Below are 24484 nucleotides of genomic sequence, written 5' to 3'. Positions count from 1 at the left end.
TTGGCCGGCGTTTACCCGAACGGTCAGCGGGTAGGAAATTGGATCTTGGATCCGGTCACGAGCGGCCAGGGGCTGCTACGGAGAGGGGACAGGATGATGTTGCGCAACGTAGGCACCGAACCGGACCGCTACCCACCGCTTGACCCGGGCGCTCCGATTCCCGACGACCCGGGCGAGCTCGAGCCGGGCTCACCCGATCCGCTGCCGCCCCCGGTGATCGAGCCGGCACCCGACACCGAGCCGGCCCCGTCGGGCGTTCCTGAACCCGCATAAATCCCTTCATAGGTACGCGCGACAAAGGTTCACAACCGCAGCGGCCGTGTCCCGCCATCTCCCGGATCTGGGTGGTGGGTCACGGCCGTTGGCGCGCTCCGGGCGGAGGTGCGGGTCGAGCGGCCGTACCGTGTCGCCTTATGAGTGACGGCTACACGGCGCGGTTCCCGCAGCGGCTGCGGGTGCTGTTCGCGGTGGCGTCCGTGGTGGTGTCCGGGTCGATCCTGGTGTTCACCGCGAAGGCGAGCTACTCCCCCGCGGCGGCCGTGGCCGTCGTGTTGATCGCCGTGCAGGCCGCCGGTTTCTGGTGGCTCGGTGGCCGCCCGGCGCCCGCCGCCACGGTGGTGCTGGCGGCCGGCGCGGGGATGCAGGTGCTGTATCCGGTGTTCGGGCCGGGCCTCGCCTTCGTCGCCCTGTGCACCTATGCCTGGCTGCGGCCGGCCGCGCGGACGTGGTGGATCCTGGCCGCGGCGGTGGCGGCCGCCAGTGGGCCGGCGGTGGCTCGCGGGCGCTGGGATCTGGCCGGGCTCTGGGCGGGCGCGGCGCTGCTGGCCTGGAGCTGGGGCGCCTGGGCGCGGGCCCGCGGTGCGCGGCGGGTGGCCGAGCGGCGCCGGGCCGTGCTGGAGGAACGCGCCCGGATCGCCCGGGAGCTGCATGATGTGCTGTCGCATACGGTGTCGGTCATGGTGGTGCAGGCGGCGGCCGCCGACGACATCTTCGACCTCGATCCGGTACGGGCCCGCGAAGGCTTGCGCCGCACCGAGCAGGCCGGTCGGGAAGCGCTGGCCGAGCTGCGGCATTTCCTGCGCACGGTCCGCGGCGACGAGGACAAGGGCGACGAGGACGGGGACGGGGCGGCGGACGAACCGCAGCCGCGGCTGTCCGACCTGGATCGGCTCGCCGCGACGATGCGTGAGTCGGGACTGGACGTGTCGGTGGTGTGGGAAGGCGACGGCGCAGCGCCGGCGGGCGTGCAGGTGGGGGCCTATCGGATCGTGCGGGAGGCGTTGACCAACACGTTGCGGCACGCCGGGGCGTCGCGGGCCGAGGTGCTGGTGCGGGTGGCCGGGGACGAGGTGATGGTGCGGGTGCGGGATGACGGCGCCGGGGGCGGCGGGTCCGCCGTCAAGGACGGGCATGGCCTGCTCGGGATGCGGGAACGGGCCGGTCTGCTGGGCGGGAGCCTGCGCGCGGGGCGCCGGCCGGACGGTGGCTTCGAGGTCGAGGCGCACCTGCCGCTGCGGGGGACGCCGTGATCACGGTGTTGATCGCGGATGATCAGGCGCTGGTCCGGTCGGGGTTCCGGATGATTCTGGAGGCCCGGGACGATCTCGAGGTGGTGGGCGAGGCCGGTGACGGGGATCAGGCCGTGCGGCTGGCCGGGCAGACCCGGCCGGACGTGGTGCTGATGGACGTACGCATGCCGGGCCTGGACGGGGTGGCGGCGACCGCACGCCTGACCGCGGGGGCGAACCCACCTCGGGTGATCATGCTGACCACCTACGACCTGGAGGAACCGCTGTATGCGGCGCTGCGGGCGGGTGCGAGTGGCTTCCTGCTCAAGGATGTGCGCCCGGCCGACCTGGTCGAGGCGATCCGGGTGGTGGCGCGGGGTGACGCGCTGCTCGCGCCGACGGCGACCCGGCGGCTGCTGGATCGGTTCGTGGCGACCGACGTGACCCCGCCGGCGTCGCCCGGGCTGGTCGAGCGGCTCACCGACCGGGAGCGTGAGGTGTTGACGCTGCTGGCCCGGGGCGCCTCGAACGCCGAGATCGCGGCCCGGCTGGTGGTGAGCGAGGCGACGGTCAAGACCCACGTGTCGGCCATTCTGCGCAAGCTCGCGGTGCGGGACCGGGTTCAGGCCGTGGTGCTGGCGTACGACCTGGGTCTGGTCCGGCCCCGGCCCTCATCCTGAAGTCGTAGACGCGGGACCGTTCTCGCGCCGGATCCGGCCGGGGGCCGGTGTTCCTAACGTCGGAGGCATGACCCGATCGATCCGGACCGTTGTCGTCCTGCTCGTCGCCAGCCTCTCCGTCAACGTCGTGTTCGCCCTGCTCACCGTGGTGTTCCACGGTCAGGTGCTGGCCTACCAGCAGGCCAGGCGGCCACAGATGGATCCGCACGCGTTGTCGGCGACCCTGTGGACCCGGCCGATCCCGGTGCTGGTCGTGGCCGTCCTCTACGTCTGGGTGACCCGTCAGCTGGTGGCGGGCGTGGCTCGCGCGTACCGCCGCGTACGCATCGTCTCGGTCGTGGGCTTCGCCGCGGTGGCCTGGCTGCTGGTGTCGGCCGAGTATCCGGCCTGGCTGCGGGCCGTGCAGGTGGTCCAATTGGCGGTGCTGGCCGCGCTGATCGTGGCGGTCAACCGGCGGGCCGTCCGGGACGCGTTCCCGGCCGTGCCCGACCCGCGGCCGCGCAACCTGAAGGCGGCCGGGCTGCTCGTGCTGGCGGCGCCGCTGGTCGCGGAGGTGAGCCTCGGCAACATCCCGCTCGACATGGCCTGGGTGGTGCTGTTCTTCATCCCGATCTACGGCGGCGGCGCGCTGCTGATCCGCGAGGTGGTGCGGCGTACCGGCGGCGGGATCGCCAACCTGCTGCTCATGGGCGTCGCCTACGGCCTGGTCGAGGAGGGTCTGGCGTTGCAGAGCCTGACCAGCCCGCATCTGTACGGTGCGGCCGGCTGGGCGCCGCGCCTGTTCGGCCTGAACACCGCGTACACCGAGGTCAACCTGGTCTACCACGCCGTCTTCAGCATCACGATCCCGATCCTGCTGGTGGAGTTCCGCTACGGCGCCCGCCCCTACCTGCGCCGCGGCGGCGTGATCACGGCCGGCGTGGTCGCGCTGCTGGGCGCGGGCCTGATCCGGGTGGTGGTGCCGCCCGCCGAGGACCCGGGCTACACGATGCCGCCGCTGGCCGCGCTGATCATCGCCGTCGCCGCCGCCGCAGTGGTCGTCGCCGCCTTGAAGGTCCGGGTCGGGCCGGCCCAGATCTTCATGGAAAAGCCCGTACCCGTCGTCGCCGGCGCCACCGCCCTGGCGACCTTCGCCTTCCTCGCGATGATCTGGCCGTTCGGCGGCGCGACCCAGCCGTTGTTCACGCACGGCGCCTGGTCGCTGCTGCCGATGGCCGGAGCGGCCGTGCTCGCCGGCGTGACGCTGTGGACGGTGCGGCGCTGGGTCACGACGCCGCGCCACCTGCTCGCCGCCTGTGTCGGCGCGCTGGCCGGCCACACCGCGTTCGGCCTGCTCGGCAACGCTGACACCGGGGCCGACCTGATCCTCCTGGTGGCCGTCGAGGTGCTGACCGTCGGCGCGGGCGTCGGCGCTCTGCGAAGGCGGGGACATGACGGTGCTGACGCCCATGCGGTGGAGGCGCATCGCTAGAGGCCGCGAGCGGCTCGGGTTCTCGTACACCAAGGATTTCCGGCGCGAGGGTGCATCGTTCGCGCTCTACGTGCTGGTCGTTCAGAAGGCATAGCTAACTTCCGCTTCATGGCTGCCGTGGATCGCCGGAACTTCCTGAAGATCGCGGGGGCGGCGGCGTTGCCGCTGGACCTCGGCAAGGCGCTGGCCATCCCGGCGCACGATCGGACGGGCTCGATCGCCGACGTCGAGCACGTGATCATCCTGATGCAGGAGAACCGGTCCTTCGACCACTACTTCGGAGCGATGCGCGGCGTACGCGGCTTCGCCGACCCGCATCCGGTCCGGTTGCCCAGCGGGAAGAGCGTGTGGCACCAGCCGAACGGCCCGGGCGGCCAGGACCTGCTGCCGTTCCGCCCGCCGGTCCCGGACCTGGGCCAGACCTACCTGCCCGACCCGCCGCACGGCTGGACCGACGGGCACGCCGCGGTCAACCGGGGACATCACGACGGCTGGGTGCCCAACAAGGGCGTCACCGCGATGACCTATCACAACCGTGACGACCTGGCCTACCAGTACGCGCTGGCCGACGCGTTCACGGTGCTGGACAACTACCGTTGCTCGCTGCTCGGCCCGACCGACCCGAACCGCTATCACATGTGGAGCGGTTGGGTCGGCAACGACGGCCGGGCCGGTGGGCCGGTCGTCGACAACGCCGAGGCCGGGTACGACTGGTCGACGTACCCGGAGCGCCTGGAGCGGGCCGGCATCGGCTGGAAGATCTACCAGGACATCGGGAACGGCCTGGACGCGGCGGGATCGTGGGGCTGGACCTCGGACCCGTACATCGGCAACTACGGCGACAACGCGCTGCTCTACTTCCACCAGTACCAGAACGCGCGGCCCGGCACCCCGCTGGCCGACCGGGCCAAGACCGGCACCAACGTGAACGCGCACGGCCGGTCGCCGGACCTGCTGCTGGAACAGTTCCGCGCCGACGTTTCCCGAGGCAAGTTGCCACCGGTGTCATGGATCGTGGCGCCGGAGGCGTACACCGAGCACCCGAACTGGGAACCGTCCTACGGCGCCTGGTACATCTCCCAGGTCATCGACATCCTCGCCGCGCACCCGGAGGTGTGGTCGAAGATGGCGCTGTTCATCACCTACGACGAGGAGGGCGGCTTCTTCGACCATCTCGTGCCGCCGATGCCACCGGTGACACGCGATCAGGGGCTGTCGACCGTACCCGTCACGAATGAGATCTTCCCCGGCAGCGCGCGCTATCCGGCGGGGCCCTACGGCCTCGGCATCCGGGTCCCGACGATCGTCGTCTCACCCTGGACGCGCGGCGGCTGGGTCAACTCGCAGCTGTTCGACCACACGTCGCTGATCCGCTTCCTCGAGGCGCGTTTCGCCGACCGCCGCCCCGACCTGGTCGAGACCAACATCACGGCGTGGCGGCGCGCGGTCACCGGCGATCTGACCACGGCGTTCGATTTCCGTACGCCCAACCGCCCGCGCCCGATCCACCTGCCCGGCACCGACGCCTTCAAGCCGGACGACCTGGTCCGCAAGCCCGACGAGGTGCCGGTCCCGCCGGCCGACCAGCGGCTGCCGCGGCAGGAGCGGGGCATCCGCCCGGCCCGCGCGCTCCCCTACGAGCTGCACGCCGACGCGCGGTTCCACAAGGGAACGACGACCATCGAGTTCGGCAACACCGGCCGCCAGACCGCGGTGTTCCAGGTGCGCGCGACGGGCGTGGATCCCCGCACCTACACCGTTTCCCCGGGCAAGCGCCTCGCCGACACGTGGACTTCGAGTTCGATCGAGGTTCATGGTCCCAACGGGTTCTTCCGGGCCTTCCACCGCGAGAGCCCCGTCGGGGTCAGGCTGAGTGTCGAGGCGCGGGCTTCGCGGGTGTCCCTGACGTTCGACAACCGGGGTACGCGGCGCGCCGAGCTGACGGTCGTCGACCGCTACACCGGCCACCGAACGCCGGTGACCGTGCCCGCCGGCCGGTCGACCACGAAGTCCTGGAACGTGCAGCGCACCCACGGCTGGCACGACCTGACCGTGACCTTCGCGGGCGGCGCGAAGCAGCAGTTCGCCGGCCACCTGGAGAACGGCCGCGACAGCATCACGGACCCGCTGATGGGCGGCCTCGTCCAGGCGCACTGATCAACGGCGCCTGACGGCCCGGGCCGATCGGCGTATGGTGCGGCGATGAGGCCGGTGTCCTTCAGCACGGCGGGCCTGCCCGAGGCGCAGAAGATCGCGCGCTGGGAGGAGCACAACTCCCGGGCGCTGATCGGGCTGCGCTGCCGGATGCTCGGCGAGGCGGCGCTGGACGCGACCGAGGTCAACCTCCAGCTCGACGGGATGCATCTGGCCCGCGTACGCGGGAACGCGCACGTCGTCGAACGGCCCGCCGCCGAGGTCCGGCGCAACCCGGCCGACGCCGTCGCGGTCTATCTGACGCTGGTCGGCGAGGCGTTCTTCTACCACGACGACGGGGTGCTGACGCTGCGGCCGGGGCAGGCCCTGATCTGCGACGCGGACCGGCCGTTCATGCGGGGCTTCTCGCGCGGGCTGGAGGAACTGGCGGTCAAGGTGCGGCGGCCGGTCTTCCGGTCGGTGACCGGCCTGGACGAGGTACGCACACCGCTGGTGCGCGACTTCGGCCGCGGCGACCCCAGTGCCCGTTCCTTCGCCCGGCTGGTCGACGAGGCCCTGACCTCGGGAGGCCCGGTCGACGAGGACGTGGCCCTGGAACTGCTGGCCAGCATGACCGCGGGCCACGACACCGCCTCGGTGCATGTCGCCAACGCCCGCACCTATATCGAACTCCACCTCTCCGACCCCGGCCTGAGCGCGGCCCGGGTGGCCACCGCGATCGGCATCAGCGAGCGCCACCTGTCCCGGGCGTTCGGGTCGACCGGCGTCAGCGTCCCGCAGTTCGTGCTGGCCCGCCGCCTCGACCGGGCCCACACGCTGCTCGCCTCCGCGCCCGGGACACCGGTGTCACAGGTCGCGGCCCGCTGCGGCTTCGGCTCCGCCGCGCATTTCTCCCAGACCTTCCGCGCCCGCTACGGCCGCCGCCCCTCCGACGTCCGCCGCGAGGCCCGCGCCGCGCTCCCCGGCAACGCGTAGATTCCGCCATCTCTTCGGACTTCCGCCGTTTTTCCGGACGGCCGGGCCGATCGGCCGGAGACTTGGCGGATGGATGTCAGGGTGACTACCGACGTCGTCGTCGTGGGGTCGGGACCGGCCGGGGCCAGCGCCGCGCTGCTTCTCGCCACGCTCGGGATTCCGCACGTGATGATCACGAAGTACCGGTGGACGGCCAACACGCCGCGGGCGCACATCACCAACCAGCGGGCCATGGAGATCTTCCGGGACCTCGGCATCGAGGAACAGGTTCAGGCCGACGCGACGCCGCACGAGCTGATGGGTGACACGGTTTTCTGCACCTCGATCGCCGGCGAGGAGATCGGGCGCATCCTCACCTGGGGCACCCACCCGGCCCGCGAGGCCGACTATCGGCTCGCCTCGCCCTGTCTGCCGGTGGACATCCCGCAGAACCACCTCGAGCCCATCCTGGTCCGCAACGCGGTGGAACGCGGCACCCGGGCGCGCTTCGAGACCGAGTACGTGTCGCACGTCCAGGACGACGACGGCGTCGACGTGCTCGTGCGGGACCGGCTCACCGGAGAGCAGTACACCGTCCGGGCCCGCTATCTGATCGGCGCCGACGGCGCGCGCTCGCAGGTCGCGGCCGACCTCGGCCTGCCGATGCGGGGCGCCATGGACATCGCCGGGTCGATGAACATCACCTTCAAGGCCGACATCTCGGCGTACGTGGGCCACCGGCCCTCGGTGCTCTACTGGGTCATCCAGCCCGGCTCGAACGTGGGCGGCATCGGCGCCGGCCTGGTCCGCATGGTGCGGCCGTGGAACGAGTGGCTGATCGTGTGGGGCTACGACATCAAGCAACCGCCGCCCGTGGTGGACGAGGCCGCCGCCGTGCAGGTCGTCCGGAACCTGCTCGGCCTGCCCGACATCGAGGTGGAGATCACCGGGACCTCGTTGTGGGGCAACAACGAGATGTACGCGACCCATCTCCAGTCGGGGCGCGTCTTCTGCGTGGGCGACGCCGTGCACCGGCACCCGCCGAGCAACGGGCTGGGCTCGAACACCTCGATCCAGGACTCGTACAACCTGGCCTGGAAGCTGGCCGCCGTGCTGCGCGGGCAGGCGTCACCGGCGCTGCTGGAGACGTACTCGGCCGAACGCGCGCCGGTCGCCGAGCAGATCGTGGTGCGGGCCAACCGGTCGAGCCGTGAGTTCGTCCAGTTCTTCGAGGTTCTGGGACTGCTCGACGCCGAGGACGAGGCGGAGATGGCCGCGCGGATCGAGGAGCGGAAGGCGAACACCCCGGGCGGGAAGGCGAAGCGGGCCGCCCTGGTCGCGGCGATGGAGCTGAAGCACTACGAGTTCAACGCGCACGGCGTGGACATGGGCCAGTTCTACACCTCGGCGGCGATCGTCCCGGACGGCGCCACCCGACCGGCGCCGAGCCGCGACCCGGAGCTCTACTACGAGGCCTCGACCGTGCCGGGCGCCCGGCTGCCCCATGTCTGGGTCGGCGACACGCTGACCCGGATCTCCACCCTCGACCTGGCCCCGATGAGCCGGTTCACGCTGCTCACAGGCATCTCCGGGGAACCGTGGGCGGACGCGGCGGCGAAGATCGGCGCCGAGCTCGGCGTACCGTTGGGGATCGTGGTCATCGGGCCCGGCCGTACGGTCACCGACCTCTACTACGACTGGGCGCGGGCGCGCGAGGTCGAGGAGGACGGTGTGCTGCTGGTGCGGCCGGACAAACACATCGGGTGGCGTGCGATGCGTCTGCCCGACGACCCCGCGTCCGCCCTGCGCTCGGCCCTGCTGACGATTCTGGGACGCCAGAGTTGAAGTTCACTCACGAATCACTGCCGCAGCGGGTCGTCTTCGACTCGTACGCGGCGGCGGATCACGTGGCGGCCGAGGTGGAGCGACTGGGCGCCCGGCGGCCCATGCTCGTCTCGACCGGAACGTCGATCGAACTCGAGGGCGCGGTGCGGCACACCGAGGTCGTCATGCACGTGCCCGTCGAGGTCGCCGAGCGCGCGCGTTCCTCGGCCGCCTCGCACGGGGTCGACGTGCTGGTCGCGGTCGGCGGCGGCTCGACGACCGGCCTGGCCAAGGCGGTCGCGCTGACCACCGGGCTGCCGATCATCGCGGTGCCGACCACCTACGCCGGCTCGGAGGCGACCGCGGTGTGGGGGCTGACCGAGGGCGGCCGCAAGACCACCGGCACCGATCCGCGGGTGCTGCCGCGGGTGGTCGTCTACGACGCGAGCCTCACGTTGTCGCTGCCCGTCCCGCTGAGCGTCGCCTCCGGGCTGAACGCGGTCGCGCACGGCGTCGACTCGATGTGGGCGCCGCGCGCCGACCCGATCAACCGCGCGTTCGCGCTGGAAAGTATTCGCGCGCTGAACGCCGGACTACCACGGGTGTTCGACCATCCCTCCGATGTGGAGGGACGCGAGAACCTGCTGTACGGCGCGTATCTGGCGGCGGTCGCGTTCGCGTCGGCCGGATCCGGCCTGCACCACAAGGTCTGTCACGTGCTCGGCGGGATGTTCAACCTGCCGCACGCTCCGACACACGCGGTGGTCCTGCCCTACGTGACGGCGTTGAACGAGTTCGCGGCGCCCGCGCTGGCGCCGGCATTCGGGGCGCCGACCGCCTTGGAAGGCCTGCTGCGCCTCGCGAATCGGCTCGACGCGCCACGATCGTTGCGGGAACTCGGGCTCCGCGAGGCCGACCTGCCGGCGGCGGCGGACGGTGTGCTGGCCGCCGTACCCGGGAACAACCCGGCGCCGGTCGACGGCGCCCGCCTCGCGACGCTGCTCCACGACGCCTGGGAGGGGAAGGATCCGCGATGAGTACGGAACAGGACGCGCGCGAGGCCCAGCTGGTCGAACGCGTGCTCGCCTCGTTCGACGGCACGCCCGACCCGCGGCTGCGGGAACTGATGCGAGCGCTCGCCGGCCACCTGCACGCGTTCGTCCGCGAGACCCGGCTGACCGAGGCCGAATGGCAGGCGGCGATCGAGTTCCTCACCGCCACCGGCCACATCACCGACCGCCGGCGGCAGGAGTTCGTGCTGCTCAGCGACGTGCTCGGGGTGTCCATGCAGACGATCACGGTAAACAATGAGGCGTACGCGGACGCGACCGAGGCCACCGTCTTCGGTCCCTTCTTCGTCGAGGGGTCGCCACTGATCCCGCCCGGCGGCGACATCGCCAACGGCGCCCCCGGCGAACCGTGCTGGGTCAGCGGCGCCGTCCATGACACCGGTGGCAACCCCGTCCCCGGCGCGCGGATCGAAGTGTGGGAGGCCGACGACGAAGGCTTCTACGACGTGCAGTATTCGGACGAGCGTGTGGCCGCCCGCGGTCACCTCGTCGCCGGGGCGGATGGCGACTACCGCTTCTGGGCGATCACACCGACGCCGTACCCGATCCCGCATGACGGGCCGGTGGGACGTCTGCTCGCGGCGACCGGCCGCTCCCCCATGCGCGCCTCGCATCTGCACTTCATGGTGCGGGCCCCGGGATTCCGGACGCTGGTCACACACATCTTCGTCGCGGGCGACGAGCTGCTGACCAGCGACAGCGTCTTCGGCGTACGTGACTCGCTGGTGAAGCGCTTCGAACCTCAGGCGGCGGGCACCGCGACGCCGGATGGTCGTGAGGTCGCGGGCTCGTGGTCGCGGGTCCGTTTCGACATCGTGCTGGCGCCCGATCAGTAGCCCTACCGTGCGCCCCTACCGCCTACCGCACGGGTGACCGCCCACCGCCCCGCCTACCGTTTACGGCGCGCTCGCGATCGAGGAGCCCTGGGGAACGTTCGCGTCGGCCGGGCCGAGGAGCTGGGTGCCGTTGACGACGGCCAGGGTGGACAGGACGACCACGAACATCCAGCGGCGACGACGAGCGGTAGGACCGGACCGGTGAGGGTGATTCACGTTTCTCCAAAACCGTAATTTTCTCTTACCGGGCAAACGTTAGGCGCTGACCTCCGCTCCGACCAGGGCAAAGCGTCCCTTTTGCCACGTCGGCCCATGCATCGACCCGGTCATCGCCGCGCCGCCGAAATCGGACTAATCCTCTTGAGGTCATCCGGTGACCGCAATCACGGGAGCCATGATCACCATGACGAATCCCGACCGGTCCGGCTCCTCGCCTTCACAGTCGACACCCGCGCCGAGGTCTCGACGTTCTACCAGGCCGCCCTCTCCGCCGGGGCAACGTCACTGCTGACGCCGGCGGTACATCCCGAGTACCACGCCGACTACTTCGGAGGCTTCGTGGTCGACCCACACGGCATCAACCTCGAGGCGGTCTGCCACGCCCCTGACGCCTGACCGCGATGTCACCGGCTACGTCGAGGCCAGCTGCTGCGTCGCGCGGTCCAGGCCGTCCTTGATCAGCCGGCCGTAGTCGTCGTCGCCCAGCGCGCCGATTCTGGCCCGGGCCAGATCGAGGTGTTCGCGGGCGCGGGCGAGGTCGCCCAGCTTGCGGTAGCACTCGCAAAGGTTGAGGTGCAGTGACGGGTAGAGGGCGGCCACCGGCATGGCGACTCCGGCCTCGGCCACCCGGTCCTCGGTGAGCAGGGCGGCCGCCGTCAGGGCGCGCTGGTCCCAGGTCAGCTCCTGCCGGGGGTCGTCCTGCACATCGGCCATCGCGTGGGCGAGGACGCAGACGTGCAGCGGATCGCCCTGCTCGCCGCCGATGTCGTCCCAGATCTGGGCGAACATGAGACGGGCGGCCTCGCGCTCACCCCGATGGTGATGCAGCTCCACGCCCTGCCCGATGCGGATCAGCGTCTGATCGACGATCATCGCGACCCCTCCAGCCGGGCGCGGAAGTCCCCGACGATCATCGCGACTCCTCCGACCGGGCCCGGAAGTCCCCGACAGTCATCGCAGCTCCTCCACCAGCCGGGCTCGGAAGTCCTCGAAGATGTGGACCGCGGCGGGGCGGTTGGCTGCTCGGTGCTGGGTGATCGCGCGCTCGAAGCGGGCGGCCAGGGCGTCGAGAGTCTGGGCCGGTGTGATGTCGCCGTAGGTCGCGCACATCAGATTGAGCTTGCGGAGCTGTTCGGGCCGCGGGACCGCGGGGTCGGTCAGGTCGGCGAAACCCCAGGCCGCGTGGGCGAAGTCGTCGGCGCGGGCGCCCGGAGCCACGTCATCGTCGAAGTCGATCAGGCCGACCGCCTCGTCGCCGGCGAAGACCGTGTTGTGCGGGCCCAGGTCGTTGTGGGCCACGATCTCCTGGCCGGCGGTGAGGCCGGTTCTCGTGGTCGCGTCGTGGAAGGCCCGGATCAGCTGTGTGGCGCTGACGATCCGGGCGTCGCTCAGGTGGTAGGGGCCGGCCGTGGGAACCTCACCTTCGATCCAGGTTCGGGTTCCGTCCGGCCGGATCCGGGGCGCACGCTCGAATCCGGCGGCGGGCAGGCGGCGCAACAGCTCATCCAAGGTTGAGGGTCACCACCCCGTTGGCCAGCGCGACCACGAGGGTGCCGGGTGACGGGGACTCGACCCGGCGAGCCGCCTGGAAGAACGGGTACTCGCGCAGCGGGGCGGTGGGCTCGGCCGGGTCCCACAGGCTGAGCGTCACCCACTGGTCGGGGTGGACCGCCGCGATCAGGGTGCGGCCGTTCAGCTCGACCGGGCAGAGGTCCTCGGAACGCACGACCTGGCCGCCGAAGGTCGCCACCGGAGCGGCCGGACCATCCTCCTTGATCGCCGCCGCCACGTCCCAGAGGTGCACGGACGGGCCGCCGGGCGTGAACTCGAAGGGCGCGCCGGCGAGCATCGTACGGCCGTCGTACACGAAGACCTCCAGCGCGTTGGCGCCGCAACGGTCCAGCGTGGCGTGCAGGTCACCGGTCGACGGGTCCACGATCAAGACCTTTTCGAAGCACGCGTACGCCAGCAGCTCGCGACCTTCGAACGGCACCGGGCAGAGGGCGTCGGTGGGCGTGCGGCCGGTGAACAGGACGCGGCCGGGCGACTCGGCGATCGGGTCCCACAGCCGGACCGTGCCGTCCTCGCCGGTCGACGCCACCATCGCCTGGCCGTCCACGGTCACCGAGCAGACGCGGTTGGTCGGCCCGCTCATCTCCCGGACGACGGCGCCCTGGTAGGGGTCGACCAGTCGCAGCGACGTGGGGCCGGCGCAGGCGAGCAGCGTACGCCCGGGAAGGGGAACCACGCAGACGTCGTGGGCCGCCTCGGCCAGCTCGATCGCCCCGGAGATCGCGCCGGTCTCGACGTCCCAGAACCGGACGCCGCCGGGACCGACGGCCACCGCGTAGGGGCGCTGCTCGACGCTCAGCAGGCACAGCCCGTCGGCCGCCCCGGACGGGCCGGGCCCCGGGATGCCCTCGGCCGGGTCGTAGAGCCGCAGCGCACCGTCCCGGCATCCGGTGGCGAGCAGCACGCGCCCGTCCACCCGGACCGGGCAGGCCGCCTCGGCGTACGTACACCAGCCTTCGTTGAACGACGGCGCGCCCCACGCGCCGGAAACCGCGCCACCGACCGGATCGCGGAAGTGGATCTCGTCTCCCGCGGCGGCCAGCAACGTCGTCCCGCCGAACGGGACCGCGCCGACCGACGTCACCTCGGCCGACGGGAACTCGCGGATGTCACCGGTGTCAACTGTCCACAGAGTGATCGTGCCGGGCGACGCGAACGCGACCGTGCCGTCCCACGCGCACAGCGCCCGCACGTCGGTCGCGGCGAGTTCGTCGTACGGCGTGCCGGAAGAGCCGTCCCACACCCGGACCGCGCGGTCGGCGCCCACCGTGACCAGATGATCCCGGCCGAGCGCCGCCATCGCGGTGACCGCGCCGCCGTGCGCGGCGAACCCACCGGCCGCCGTGCCGGCCGCGCTCCACAGTGCCACCCGGCCGTCCTGGCCCCCGCACGCGAGCCGGTCGCCGGACGGGCCGGGCAACGCGCACATCGCGGTGACGCGGACGCCGAGGTCCCGTTCCAGGATGGGACCGACGGCAACCTGCTCGCCGGCGAGCCGGAGCCGCCACACGAGGACCCGGCCGTCACGCAGGCCGGCCGCGAGGAACGTGGCGCCACCCGACCGCAGACCGGTCAGCGCGCCGACATCGTCACCCGTTCGAGTGATCGTGGCGACGGGTTCCTCGGCGCCGGGCCGCCAGATCCGGATGCCGTCCCGCCCGCGGCCGGTGGCGGTCGCGATGCCCGAGACGTCCGCGAAGTCGACCGCGCAGATCCGGGTGATCGGCGGCGCCGGATGATCAACGCCGTAGCGGGCCACCTCGCCGGTCGGCCGCGCGTCGGCCCACCGGACCCGGCCGGCCAGGCCACCGAGACCAGCGTCGAGGCCGTGGGTCGCCGCCAGCACGGCCAGGTCGGCGGGCTCGCTGCGGGCCGCGTCGGCCAGGCGGACCAGCCGGGCACGAGCACGGTCCTCGGGCGTACGGGCCCGCCACGACGACGCCCACAGCCGGGGCCGTTCGCGCCGGTCGACGACGGCGCGCAGAAAGTCGTCCGTCACCCGGGCATCATTACCGCGCAGGTCAAGGCTCGTCCAGGGGGTAAACCCACGAAGGCGGGACTGTCCGAGATGTACAGACCCGCTAGAGTCTGCGGGCCGTGACTAATCCAGAGTCGATCATCGATGCCCGCCCGGCCCCCGCACGCGCGCCGATCCACCTCACGCGTGGCCCCGCCGGGCCGGAGTTCTGGCTGGTCACCCGTTACCACGAGGCGCGCGCCGCGCTGGACGACCAGCGGCTGCGCCCGCTGACCGACCCGCCCGCCCCGGTCGACCCACCGCCGGACGCCCACGCCGAGGAGATCGTCGCCCACCTGCTGGACGGCCTGGCCGCCCGCGGCCGCGGCGACCTGGTTCCGGACGTCGCGGTCCCGCTGGCCCACGAGTTGATCACCACACCGCCCCGCCCGGTCATCGACGTGGTCGGCACCGCCATGATCACGCTGTTCCGACATCCGGCGCAGACGGCCGCGCTCCGGGCCCGCCCCACCCTGCTGCCCGCCGCCGTCGAGGAGCTGATCCGCTTCGACGGCCCGGTGCCACGCACCGCCCCCGCCGTGGCGGTCGAGGAGCTCACGATCGGCGGCAAGGTGATCTCGGCCGGCGACCACGTCGTCGTCAGCCTGGCCGCGGCCAACCGCGACCCGCGCCGCTTCCCCGACCCGGACCGTCTCGACCTGATGCGCGCCGATGACGGCCATCTCGGCCTGGGTTACGGACGCCGGTTGAGCCCGGTCGCGGCCCACGTCCGCCTGGCCGCCCGGGTGGCGATCGGCGGGTTGCTCACCCGGTTCCCGGGCCTGCGCCTCGCGATCCTCCCGGAGGACCTGGCTTGGTTACCCCAGCCCGAGGTCCGCGGGGTCAGCTCGCTGCCCGTCACCACCGGCTGAACGGCCGTCGCCTGCCGGTGCGTGCGTCATGAGGGTGCGCAACCAGGTCACGGCCGCCTCGACCGAGGGAACCAGGGGCACGGGTGGCGGGGCGGGACGGTCGACCAGGACGACCGGGAGGGACAGGGCGCGGGCCGCGGTCAGTTTGGCCGCGGGGCCGCCGCTGTCCTTGGTGACCAGGACGTCGATGCGGTGGGCGGTGAGCAGCGCCTGTTCGCCCTCGACGGTGAACGGGCCGCGGTCGAGCAGCACCGAAAGGCGGCGCGGCATGGGCGGGGCCGGGGGCTCGACCGAGCGGGCCAGGAACCACAGGTCGTCGAGGCCGGCGAACGCCCCGATCTCCTGACGGCCGGTGGTCAGGAAGATCCGCTTCCCCAGCTCGGGGAGCAGCACGGCGGCGGCCGGCAGGGACGGGACGCGGTGCCACGTGTCGCCCGGTTGTTCGGTCCAGCCCGGTCTTCTCAAGATCAGCAGGGGTACGCCCGAAGCGGCGCAAGCCTCGACGGCATGCTCGGTCATCTGCCGCGCGAAGGTGTGCGTGGCGTCGACCACGGCGTCGATCTTCTGAGCGCCGAGATACCGGGTCAGGCCGGAAACGCCGCCGAAGCCGCCGATGCGGAGGTCGCCGGCGGGGATCAGGGGGTCGTTGGTGCGGCCGGCCAGCGAGCTGATCGTCACGACCCCCGGCAGCTGGACGCACGCCGACGCGAGCAGCCGCCCCTCGGTGGTCCCGCCGAGGATGAGCACGATCATGGGCGGTCCGGCTCGGCGAGCGGATGGTCCGGCTGAGTGAGCGGGCGGTCCGGCTCGGCGAGCGAGTGGTCCGGCTGAGTGAGCGGGCGGGGCCGCTGGAACGAGTAGAGGTGGCTGTCGGGGAACTGTGAGGCCGTCAGGGCCGCGCCGACCACGATCACGGCCGTGCGCTTGATGCCCGATTCGTGAACCTTGGCGGCGATGTCGGACAGGGTGCCGCGCAGGATCACCTCGTCGTCGCGGCTGGCCCGGGCCACGATCGCCACGGGGCAGGACGGGCCGTAGTGGGGCAGCAGGTCGGCCACGACCGCGTCGATGCGATGCATGGCCAGGTGCAGGACCATCGTGGAGCGGCTCGCGGCCAGGGTGGCCAGGTCTTCGCCGGGCGGCATGGCGGTGGCGCGTTCGGCCGTCCGGGTCAGGATCACGGTCTGGGCCACGCCGGGCACGGTGAACTCCCGGGCCAGTGCGGCGGCCGCGGCGGCGAAGGCGGGTACGCCGGGCACCACGTCGTACGGGACGCCGGCCGCGTCGAGGCGGCGCATCTGCTCGGCGATGGCGCTGAACACCGACGGGTCGCCCGAGCAGAGCCGGGCCACGTCCTGGCCGGCCTGATGCGCGGCGACCAGTTCGGCGATGATCTCGTCAAGGGTCAGCGGCCAGGTGTCGACCAGGCGGACGCCGGGCGGGCAGTGCGCGAGCAGGCCGGGCGGGACGAGGCTGCCGGCGTACAGACAGACCGGCGACGCGGCGAGCAGGCGCTGCCCACGTACCGTGATCAGGTCTTCCGCTCCTGGGCCGGCGCCGATGAAGTGGACCGTCATGGCTTCACCACCGACAGGATCGTCACCGGCATCATGGTGTGCCAGCCGGTGAAGCCGCCGACCGGCTTGGAGCGCTGCACGGCGACGCGGGTCAGCTCGCCGCCGAGTTTGCCGTGCCACGCGGTCAGCACCGCCTCCGACTCGAGGGTGACCGCGTTGGCGACCAGGCGCCCGCCGCCGGGCAGGGCGGCCAGGCACGCCTCGACCAGCCCGTCCGTGGTGACGCCGCCGCCGACGAAGACCACGTCGGGGGACGGCAGGTCGGTCAGTGCCGCGGGCGCCGTACCCGTCACGATCGTGAGACCGGGAACCCCCAGCCGCGCCGCGTTGGTCTCGATCGTCGCCGCTCGCGCCGGGTCGGCCTCGACGGCGATGGCCCGGCAGGACGGGTGCGCCCGCATCCACTCGATCGCGATGCTGCCGGCGCCGGCGCCGACGTCCCACAGCAGTTCGCCGGGCGCGGGGCCGAGGGTGGCCAGGGTGACCGCGCGCACCTCACGCTTGGTGAGCTGACCATCCGATTCATACGAATTGTCGGGCAGCCCCGGGACCACCGGTGTCGCCGGCCCGCCCCGGCACTCGACGGCCACGATGTTGAGCGCCGAGATCTCCTCGGCCGCGACCCCGGCCCATGCCGTCACGCTCTCGGCCGGGCCCCCCAGATCCGACAAGACGGAAATATCTGATTCGCTGAACCCGGCGCGGTGCACCAGGTCCACGACTTCGGCGGGTGTCCCCGCGCCGGCCGACAGGATCAGGATCCGGCGCCCTGGGTTGAGCCGGCGGCGCAGGTTCGAGACCGGCGCGTTGACCAGGCTCACGACCTCGACCTCGGCCAGCGCCCACCCCAGGCGAGCCGCGGCGAGCGACACCGACGACGGATGCGGGATGACCTCCCACTCCAGGTGGTAGCCCAGAGCGGCATCGGAGACCCGGACGCCGCTCTGAGCTACCACTGAGGGGTTGAGCAGGCGGGCGAGCGTCGCCCCGATCCCGTGAAACATCGGATCCCCGCTGGCCAGCACGGCCACGTCCCGCTCGGCGAATGATGCCAGCAGCCCGGGCAACGCCGGGAGCAGCGGCGACGGCCATGGCATCCGCTCGGCCGTCACCTCCGACGGCAGCAGATCGAGCTGGCGGCGGCTGCCCAGCACCACCGACGCGGACCTCAGCGCCGCCGTGGCCGTACCCGAAAGATCAGACCAACCACCTGCACCGATCCCCACCACCTTGAGCACGACGAGACGCTACCCCAGGGAACTTTCTGCCCGGATCTTTGAGCCATCCCGTCCGGCGCTGCGTACCAATTCCCAGACGGCCGGACACCGGGGGGTGAACCGGCACCCGAGCGAAGGATCTGAGGGTGAGGACGAATGGCGCGGGCCTACGGCAACACCGCTGACCAGCAGTCTCCAACCTTCGAGGACCCACGGTACGGCCGGCGCGAGGAACCGCCGGAATGGTGGAACGACGAGGCCTACCAGCGCAGCGACATCGTCCTCGAGTCGCAGACCGACCCCAGCGGATGGCAGGCGCAGTCCCTGCCGCCGGTGGACGACCGCCCGCCGGCCGAGGCGAACAGCGGGAACCGCCTGCTCACGGTTCTGCTGTTCTTCGGCGGCCTGGGCGCCAGCGTGTCGATGTGGCTCTTCGAGACCGAGGCCGGCACGGTCAACGACCTGGCCACGCTGATGCTGGCGGTGGGCCGGATCACCGGGCTGATCGCCGGCTACGTGCTGTTCATCCAGCTGCTGATGATGAGCCGGGTGTCCTGGCTCGAGGAGTGGGTCGGCTCCCGTGACCTGCTGAAATGGCATCGGTGGCTGGGCACGTCACTGGTGGTGACGGTCCTGGCCCACGCGGTGTTCATCATCTACGGGTACGCCCTGACCGCCGAGACCCCGGTCGTCGAGCAGGGCATCACGATCATCACCTCGCTCCCGGACATGATGAGCGCGCTGATCGCGACCGGCCTGCTCGTGTTCATCAGCCTGATCTCGATCCGGGCGCTGCGCACGCGGATGCCCTACGAGCTGTGGCACCTGATCCACCTGGCCGGGTACGCGGTGCTGCTGCTCGGCTACGGCCACCAGGTCGCCACCGGCGCCAACCTCGGCGGACCGTACGCCAAGATCTTCTGGCCGGGTCTCGCCGCGCTGGTCATCGCCGCCCTGGCCTGGGGCCGCCTGGTCGAGCCGGTCTGGCTGAACATCCGGCACCGCTTCGAGGTGGCCGAGGTGGTCGCCGAGGGCCAGAACACGTTCTCGCTCTACATCGACGGCAAACGCCTCGACAAGCTGCCGGCCCAGGCCGGCCAGTTCATGCGGTGGCGCTTCCTGACCGCCAACGGCTGGTGGCAGTCGCACCCGTTCTCGCTGTCCGCGGCGCCCAACCCGGAGTGGCTGCGGCTGACCGTCACGGCGGTCGGCGGCCACACGTCGAAGCTGGCCGAGATGCAACCGGGTACGCCGGTGTGGGCCGAGGGACCGTTCGGCACGTTCACCGCCGAACGGCGTACCCGTCGCCGTGCTCTTCTCATCGCCGGCGGCAGTGGCATCGCGCCGATCCGGGCGCTGCTGGAGGACATGCCGGCCGACACCATCGTGATCTACCGGGCCAGCCGCCCCGAGGAGCTGGTCTTCCGGGCCGAGCTCGAGGACCTCGCCGAGCGCCGTGACGCGTGGGTCCGTTACATCGTCGGCTCCCGCAACGACCCCGGCCCGAGCCGCCTGTTCACCCCGAACGGGATGCTCGGCCTGGTGCCCGACGTGAACCGCCGCGACATCTACCTCTGCGGCCCGCCCGGGCTGGTCGGCGCCGCGGTGGCGACGCTTCACGAGCTCGAGGTTCCGGACAGCCAGATGCACCTCGACCCCTTCGAATTCTGACGGAGTTTTCTGATGCGACGTAGCACCGCAGCGGCCGTAGGCACACTGACCGGCGCCGCCCTCATCGTGGGGGTCCGGCTGAGCGTGTCCGTGCCCGAGGCCCCTGTCGCCGCGCCTCCCGCTCCCGCCGCCAACGAGCAGCCGGCCTCCAACGGCGAGGCGGGCGCGGCGGACAAGCCGTCCACGAAGCCGACCGGGAAGGCGCCGGCCGAGAAGAAGCCGGCCGAGGACGAGGGCAAGTTCAAGAACGGCACGTTCAAGGCCGATGCCAAGTACGTGTACGGCACCATCTCGCTCTCGCTCAAGGTCACCGGCGGCAAGATCGCCTCGGTGCAGGCCGGCTACCCGACCGCGAACGACAGCGGCACGATCAACCCGCCGGCCATCGAGGCGTTGAAGGCGGCCACGCTGGAGGCGCAGAGCGCGGACGTCGACGCGGTCTCCGGCGCGACGCTGACCAGCGAGGCGTACTTGAAGGGTCTGCAGGCCGCGCTGGACAAGGCCGCGAAGTAGGCTCCCTCTCCGTGCGCCACGTCGAGCAGGTCATGGGTACGGCCGTGAGCATCGAAGCTTCTTCCGAGGCTTGGATCGCTGATGTGGTCGCGTGGCTGCACGAGGTCGACGCGCGGTTCTCCACCTATAAGGACGACAGCGAGGTCAACCGTTTCCAGCGCCGCGAAGTTGACGCCGCTTCCCTTTCGCCCGACATGCGGCATGTGTTGGATAAGTGCGCCGAGCTGTGGAAGTTCACCGGCGGTTACTTCGACGCGTACGCCGCCGGCCCGCTCGACCCGTCCGGCTACGTCAAGGGCTGGTCGGTCGAGGTCGCGTCCCGCCGCCTGGTGTCGGCCGGCTCCGAACGGCACTTCATCAACGCGGGCGGGGATATCCGCGCGGTCGGCGGCCCGTGGCGGGTCGGCGTGCGCCACCCCTGGGAGGCCGACAAGCTCTGCTGGGTCCTCGCGGTGACCGACGGCGCGGTCGCGACCTCCGGCGTCTACGAGCGCGGCGCGCACGTCTGGAACCCGCGCCTCGGCGCGCCCGCGACCGGCCTGCGCTCGGTCACCGTGACCGGCCCCGACCTGGCCGTGGCCGACGCCTACGCCACGGCCGCCCTGGCCATGGGCGAGCCGGGCATCGCCTGGCTGGCCACCCTGGTCGCCGACGGTTACGAGTCGGCCGTGGTCACCGACGATGCCCGCGCCTTCACCTCGGACGGCTTCCCGTTAGCTTCGTGAGGACCCGGCCGAGCTCGTCGGCGTACTTCTGGACGAACTCCGGCGACGCGGCGTCGAGGCCGGTCAACCGGCGGACGATCTGCGGCAGCATCGTCGGGGCGAGGGTCGCCGCGAACAAGATCACCCCGACGTACGTGGGATCGAGGTCTTCGGCCAGCTCACCCGCCCGCTGCCGGTCGCGGATGTCCTCGACCATCGCCGCGAAGTAGTCGCCGGTCTCGGTGTCGTCCGGCCCCGTCGAGGTCAGGCCCTCCCAGGCCAGCAGCCGCGCCCACGCCCGCTGGGTCGCGTCGACCGGCAGGAACCCGCTGACGATGTGGGCCATCGGCACGTCCGGCCGCGGCGTCCCGCTGGTCTGCTCCCACCGCCGCTGAAGGGCGCGGTAGAGGCCTTCCTTGCCGTCGAAGTAGTAGGAGATCAGCTGCTGGTTGACGCCCGCCCGCGCGGCGATCGCGCTGGTTCGCGCGCCGGCCAGCCCGTGCTCGCTGAACTCGATCAAGGCCGCCTCGAGGATGCGCTCCTTGGTTCGCTCCGGGTCACGTTTGCGCTGGTCGGCGCTGGGTGAACGACGAGGCATCGGATCACCCTAGCACCTGCCTTAATCAACTGAACGATTGACAGAGACAACCGCAAAGATGACACTCAAGCCATGCCCAGCTTGAGAGTCATGATCATCGGCGGCGGGATCGGCGGCCTGTGCCTGGCCCACGGCCTGCGCCGGGCCGGCGTGCCGGTCACCGTCCACGAGCGCACCGAGGCCCGCACCGACTGGTTGCAGGGCTACCGCATCCACATCAACCCGCACGGCGCCCGGGCGGTGGAGGCCTGCCTGCCACCCGAGGGCTGGAAGACGTTCCTCGACACCGTCCCGGCCGACCGGGCCGGCTTCGGCTTCACCACCGAGCACCTGCGTGACCTGCTGCGTTTCCCGGCCACCGAGGTCGGCGACGGCCACTACGGCGTGAGCCGGATCAAGCTGCGCGAGGTGCTGCTCGCCGGCCTCGGCGACGACCTCCGGACCGGCCACGAGTTCGTCTCCTACGCCGTCTCCGGCGACACGGTCACGGCGCACTTCGCCGACGGCAGCACCGACACCGCCGACGTCCTGATCGGGGCCGACGGCGCCAACTCCCGGGTCCGGGCCCAGCTGCTCCCCCACGCCGCCGGGCGCGTCGACACCGGCATCATCACCATCGCCGGCCGGCACCCGCTTCCCGCGGCCACACTGCCCCGTGTCCTGACCGACGACGTCAACCTGGTGATCCCGGCGCGGCGCGGCTCGTTCTTCACCGCGATCTGGCCCGGCGACGACCCGTACGTCCTGTGGAGTTTCTCCGATCTGGCCTCCGCACTGCCGCCGCCGGCCAACGTGGATCTCCGCCGGCTGGTCCTGGAGCGCACCACCGGCTGGGCGCCCGCCCTCCGCGACCTGGTGGCCGGCTCGGACACGCCGAACGCGCTCCGCATCCGCAGCGCCATCCCGGTCAAGCCCTGGCCGACCGGCCGGGTCACCCTGCTCGGCGACGCCATCCACAACATGACCCCGATGGCCGGGGTGGGCGCCAACACCGCATTGCGCGACGCCGAGTTGCTGGCCCGCGCCCTGACCAGGCCCGACCTCCTGCCCGCGCTGCGCGACTACGAGACCGAGATGCTGGGGTACGGCTTCGCCGCCGTCCGCCGATCCCTGCGCAACGCCCGCCAGGGCGCCTCGCCGAACCGCCTGGGCCGGGCCGCGTTCCGGACCATGTTGCGCACGGTCGACGCCCTCCCGCCGATCCGCCGCCGCATGGGCGCTCAGCTCGGTCAGTGACGCGAGTGTTGCCTATACGCGCTCAGAGCAGGAGGTCCTGCTCTGAGCGCGTATAGAGCCTGTCTTGGAATGTGTGGGCTGGTCAGGTGGTATGGAGGCGGGCGGCTCGGCGGCTCATGTGGAGGGCGGCGGCGAGGTAGACCATGGTTTCGTGGTGTTCGGGCAGGCGTTCGTAGTCGCGGGCGCAGCGGCGGCGTCGGCTGATCCAGGCGAAGCTGCGTTCCACGACCCAGCGGCGGGCCAGCAGGTGAAAGCCTCTGACCCTGGGTCGGGCGACGACCTGGACGGTGAGGTTCAAGGTGTGGTTGGCCCAGGTGATGAGGTCGCCGCGGTAGGCGTGATCAGCCCATATGTAGCGGATGCTGTGTTGGGCGGCGGTGTGCAGCAGCGGGTTGGCGCCGGCGGTGTCGCGGATGTTCAATGGCATCGCAGGCTCTTGGTGATGGCAGGTGCAGGAACCGCCTATCTACCAAGAGCCTGCCCTTGTATCGATCAACGCCACGCCGCTACCACACCAGCCCACCCGCAGTATCAAACAGGCTCTATCTGGACGTTTAGTTCTGGTTCGAGAGGAGTGCAATTATTTGTCATCGCGCTTCTCGGGGCAATGCCAGCCTGGTAAGTCCCTACAACAGTCGATTGGTCCGTATCGGCAGCACCATTACGACCACATTTGGCCACTCGATCGTGTCTGATTCAGGTTCGTGCAGGATTCGACGCACCACGCGTCTGGGATGTGTGCGATCAGCGACGCTACCTGCATTACATGACCAATCGCGCCGCCTATCCCAGCGACCTGTCCGATGCCCGCTGGGCCCTGATCGAGGCCCGGCTGACCGCGTGGCGCCAAGCCCGTACCGAAGCCGGCATCGGTGGCCGTGTCGCCGAGCATGATCTTCGGGAGATCTTCAACGCGATCCTCTACGTCAACCGCACCGGTATCGCCTGGCGCTACATGCCCCACGACCTGCCGCCGTGGCAGACGGTCTACTGGTACTTCAAGACCTGGAACACCGATGGCATCTTCACCGACCTCAACTACAGCCTGAACGGGTTGGTACGCAACAAGACCGGCCGCAACCCCGAACCGACGGCATCCATCATGGACACCCAGAGCGTGAAGACGTCCACCAACGTTCCGGCCGCCAGCCAGGGCATCGACGCAGGCAAACGAATTGTCGGCCGTAAACGCGGCATCATCACCGACACTCTCGGCCTGCTGCTCGCCGTCATCGTCACCGCCGCCTCGGTCAGCGACAACACCATCGGCTCGGCCCTACTCGACCGAGCCACCGACACCTACCCCACGCTGACCAAGGCCTGGGTCGACGCAGGATTCCGCAAAAAGGTCGTCGAACACGGCGCCGCGCTTGGCGTCGATGTCGAAGTAGTCACCAAAGACCCGCAGGTCAAAGGCTTCTCAGTGATCAAGCGTCGCTGGGTCGTCGAACGCACCATCGGCTGGCTCATGCAACACCGCCGCCTGGCCCGCGACTACGAAACCCTCCCGGAAACCTCCGCCACCATGGTCCGCATCGCGATGATCGACAACCTCATCCGACGAGCGGCTGACGAAACCACCCCAACCTGGCGAGACACCTAAACCACCATAACGCACAAAGTACGTGAATCAGACGCCCTCTATACGCCCTCAGAGCAGGACCTTCTGCTCTGAGCGCGTATAGGCAACACCCTTAGACCCTGGTAAATGAGGGGTTCAGGTGTGTTGGTGGCGGGCCAACCGGCGGGTCATGATGATGATCATCGCCCATTGGGCCATCGCGGCGTGGT

Annotated in this window: 23 protein-coding genes; 15 read left to right on the top strand and 8 right to left on the bottom strand. The window is 71.1% G+C overall.

What is annotated here, in order from left to right; genetic code table 11:
• Window positions 1-413: 413 nt before the first annotated feature.
• From AB0O15_RS35155 to AB0O15_RS35115, 9 genes are all read left to right on the top strand, one after another.
• Window positions 414-1529, top strand: coding sequence for a histidine kinase (locus tag AB0O15_RS35155; protein WP_364327925.1), 1116 nt, complete (start codon window positions 414-416; stop codon window positions 1527-1529).
• On the top strand, window positions 1526-2188 hold the full coding sequence (locus AB0O15_RS35150; protein ID WP_364327922.1) for a response regulator transcription factor: 663 nt from the start codon (window positions 1526-1528) through the stop codon (window positions 2186-2188). The genes AB0O15_RS35155 and AB0O15_RS35150 overlap by 4 nt, the downstream gene beginning before the upstream one ends.
• Before the next feature lie 67 nt (window positions 2189-2255).
• The gene (locus tag AB0O15_RS35145; protein ID WP_364327919.1) at window positions 2256-3659 is read left to right on the top strand and encodes a hypothetical protein; all 1404 of its coding nucleotides are present in this window, start codon (window positions 2256-2258) and stop codon (window positions 3657-3659) included.
• Window positions 3660-3767: 108 nt separating this feature from the next.
• Window positions 3768-5816, top strand: a complete 2049-nt coding sequence (locus AB0O15_RS35140) for a phosphocholine-specific phospholipase C (RefSeq protein ID WP_364327916.1) — start codon at window positions 3768-3770, stop codon at window positions 5814-5816.
• Between the two features lie 45 nt (window positions 5817-5861).
• Window positions 5862-6788: a helix-turn-helix domain-containing protein gene (locus AB0O15_RS35135; RefSeq protein ID WP_364327913.1), complete on the top strand. Its 927-nt coding sequence runs from the start codon at window positions 5862-5864 to the stop codon at window positions 6786-6788.
• Between the two features lie 81 nt (window positions 6789-6869).
• A complete protein-coding gene (locus AB0O15_RS35130; RefSeq protein ID WP_364327910.1) occupies window positions 6870-8612 on the top strand; it encodes an FAD-dependent monooxygenase in 1743 nt (580 codons plus the stop codon).
• The gene (locus tag AB0O15_RS35125) at window positions 8609-9628 is read left to right on the top strand and encodes a maleylacetate reductase (RefSeq protein WP_364327907.1); all 1020 of its coding nucleotides are present in this window, start codon (window positions 8609-8611) and stop codon (window positions 9626-9628) included. The genes AB0O15_RS35130 and AB0O15_RS35125 overlap by 4 nt, the downstream gene beginning before the upstream one ends.
• On the top strand, window positions 9625-10497 hold the full coding sequence (locus tag AB0O15_RS35120; protein WP_364327904.1) for an intradiol ring-cleavage dioxygenase: 873 nt from the start codon (window positions 9625-9627) through the stop codon (window positions 10495-10497). The genes AB0O15_RS35125 and AB0O15_RS35120 overlap by 4 nt, the downstream gene beginning before the upstream one ends.
• 312 nt (window positions 10498-10809) lie before the next feature.
• Complete coding sequence (locus tag AB0O15_RS35115; RefSeq protein WP_364327901.1) at window positions 10810-11112, top strand: hypothetical protein; 303 nt, start codon at window positions 10810-10812, stop codon at window positions 11110-11112.
• Between the two features lie 15 nt (window positions 11113-11127).
• On the opposite strand, the gene AB0O15_RS35110 is transcribed toward AB0O15_RS35115, so the two are convergent.
• From AB0O15_RS35110 to AB0O15_RS35100, 3 genes are all read right to left on the bottom strand, one after another.
• Window positions 11128-11589 (bottom strand): hypothetical protein, encoded by a 462-nt coding sequence (locus AB0O15_RS35110; protein ID WP_364327899.1) that lies wholly within the window; start codon window positions 11587-11589, stop codon window positions 11128-11130.
• A 78-nt stretch (window positions 11590-11667) separates the two neighbouring features.
• Window positions 11668-12225 carry a phosphotransferase gene (locus AB0O15_RS35105; RefSeq protein WP_364327896.1) on the bottom strand — a complete coding sequence of 186 codons (558 nt, stop codon included), beginning with the start codon at window positions 12223-12225 and terminating at the stop codon, window positions 11668-11670.
• A complete protein-coding gene (locus tag AB0O15_RS35100) occupies window positions 12218-14287 on the bottom strand; it encodes a WD40 repeat domain-containing protein (protein WP_364327893.1) in 2070 nt (689 codons plus the stop codon). The genes AB0O15_RS35105 and AB0O15_RS35100 overlap by 8 nt, the downstream gene beginning before the upstream one ends.
• A gap of 98 nt (window positions 14288-14385) precedes the next feature.
• On the opposite strand from AB0O15_RS35100, the gene AB0O15_RS35095 reads away from it, so the two are divergent.
• The gene (locus tag AB0O15_RS35095) at window positions 14386-15177 is read left to right on the top strand and encodes a cytochrome P450 (protein ID WP_364327890.1); all 792 of its coding nucleotides are present in this window, start codon (window positions 14386-14388) and stop codon (window positions 15175-15177) included.
• On the opposite strand, the gene AB0O15_RS35090 is transcribed toward AB0O15_RS35095, so the two are convergent.
• Genes AB0O15_RS35090 through cbiE form a run of 3 tightly spaced genes read right to left on the bottom strand, consistent with a single transcriptional unit; the run spans window position 15124 to window position 17992 of the window.
• On the bottom strand, window positions 15124-15930 hold the full coding sequence (locus AB0O15_RS35090; protein ID WP_364327887.1) for a cobalt-precorrin-6A reductase: 807 nt from the start codon (window positions 15928-15930) through the stop codon (window positions 15124-15126). The genes AB0O15_RS35095 and AB0O15_RS35090 overlap by 54 nt on opposite strands.
• Window positions 15927-16754, bottom strand: a complete 828-nt coding sequence (cobM, locus tag AB0O15_RS35085; protein WP_364327884.1) for a precorrin-4 C(11)-methyltransferase — start codon at window positions 16752-16754, stop codon at window positions 15927-15929. The genes AB0O15_RS35090 and cobM overlap by 4 nt, the downstream gene beginning before the upstream one ends.
• On the bottom strand, window positions 16751-17992 hold the full coding sequence (gene cbiE, locus AB0O15_RS35080) for a precorrin-6y C5,15-methyltransferase (decarboxylating) subunit CbiE (protein WP_364327881.1): 1242 nt from the start codon (window positions 17990-17992) through the stop codon (window positions 16751-16753). Before cbiE ends, cobM begins: the two co-directional genes overlap by 4 nt.
• 135 nt (window positions 17993-18127) lie before the next feature.
• On the opposite strand from cbiE, the gene AB0O15_RS35075 reads away from it, so the two are divergent.
• From AB0O15_RS35075 to AB0O15_RS35065, 3 genes are read left to right on the top strand one after another with little or no spacing between them, the layout of a single operon-like run.
• Complete coding sequence (locus AB0O15_RS35075; protein WP_364327878.1) at window positions 18128-19642, top strand: ferric reductase-like transmembrane domain-containing protein; 1515 nt, start codon at window positions 18128-18130, stop codon at window positions 19640-19642.
• A 12-nt stretch (window positions 19643-19654) separates the two neighbouring features.
• Window positions 19655-20155 carry an FMN-binding protein gene (locus tag AB0O15_RS35070; protein WP_364327875.1) on the top strand — a complete coding sequence of 167 codons (501 nt, stop codon included), beginning with the start codon at window positions 19655-19657 and terminating at the stop codon, window positions 20153-20155.
• 32 nt (window positions 20156-20187) lie between these two features.
• On the top strand, window positions 20188-20880 hold the full coding sequence (locus AB0O15_RS35065; RefSeq protein ID WP_364328393.1) for an FAD:protein FMN transferase: 693 nt from the start codon (window positions 20188-20190) through the stop codon (window positions 20878-20880).
• Here the strand turns inward: AB0O15_RS35065 and AB0O15_RS35060 are convergent.
• Window positions 20849-21457 (bottom strand): TetR/AcrR family transcriptional regulator, encoded by a 609-nt coding sequence (locus tag AB0O15_RS35060; RefSeq protein ID WP_364327872.1) that lies wholly within the window; start codon window positions 21455-21457, stop codon window positions 20849-20851. The two genes, AB0O15_RS35065 and AB0O15_RS35060, sit on opposite strands and share 32 nt — an antisense overlap.
• Before the next feature lie 72 nt (window positions 21458-21529).
• Here AB0O15_RS35060 and AB0O15_RS35055 point away from each other — a divergent pair, with 72 nt between their 5' ends.
• Window positions 21530-22693 carry an NAD(P)/FAD-dependent oxidoreductase gene (locus AB0O15_RS35055; protein WP_364327869.1) on the top strand — a complete coding sequence of 388 codons (1164 nt, stop codon included), beginning with the start codon at window positions 21530-21532 and terminating at the stop codon, window positions 22691-22693.
• A gap of 82 nt (window positions 22694-22775) precedes the next feature.
• On the opposite strand, the gene AB0O15_RS35050 is transcribed toward AB0O15_RS35055, so the two are convergent.
• The gene (locus AB0O15_RS35050) at window positions 22776-23120 is read right to left on the bottom strand and encodes a transposase (protein WP_364327866.1); all 345 of its coding nucleotides are present in this window, start codon (window positions 23118-23120) and stop codon (window positions 22776-22778) included.
• A 339-nt stretch (window positions 23121-23459) separates the two neighbouring features.
• Here AB0O15_RS35050 and AB0O15_RS35045 point away from each other — a divergent pair, with 339 nt between their 5' ends.
• Window positions 23460-24296, top strand: coding sequence for an IS5 family transposase (locus tag AB0O15_RS35045; protein WP_364327863.1), 837 nt, complete (start codon window positions 23460-23462; stop codon window positions 24294-24296).
• The last annotated feature ends 188 nt before the right edge of the window (window positions 24297-24484 follow it).

Source organism: Actinoplanes sp. NPDC089786 (assembly GCF_040684855.1).
In the GTDB taxonomy this organism is placed as follows: domain Bacteria; phylum Actinomycetota; class Actinomycetes; order Mycobacteriales; family Micromonosporaceae; genus Actinoplanes.
The sequence above is the reverse complement of the archived record's forward strand: the minus strand, read 5'-3'. Positions and strand labels throughout refer to the sequence as shown.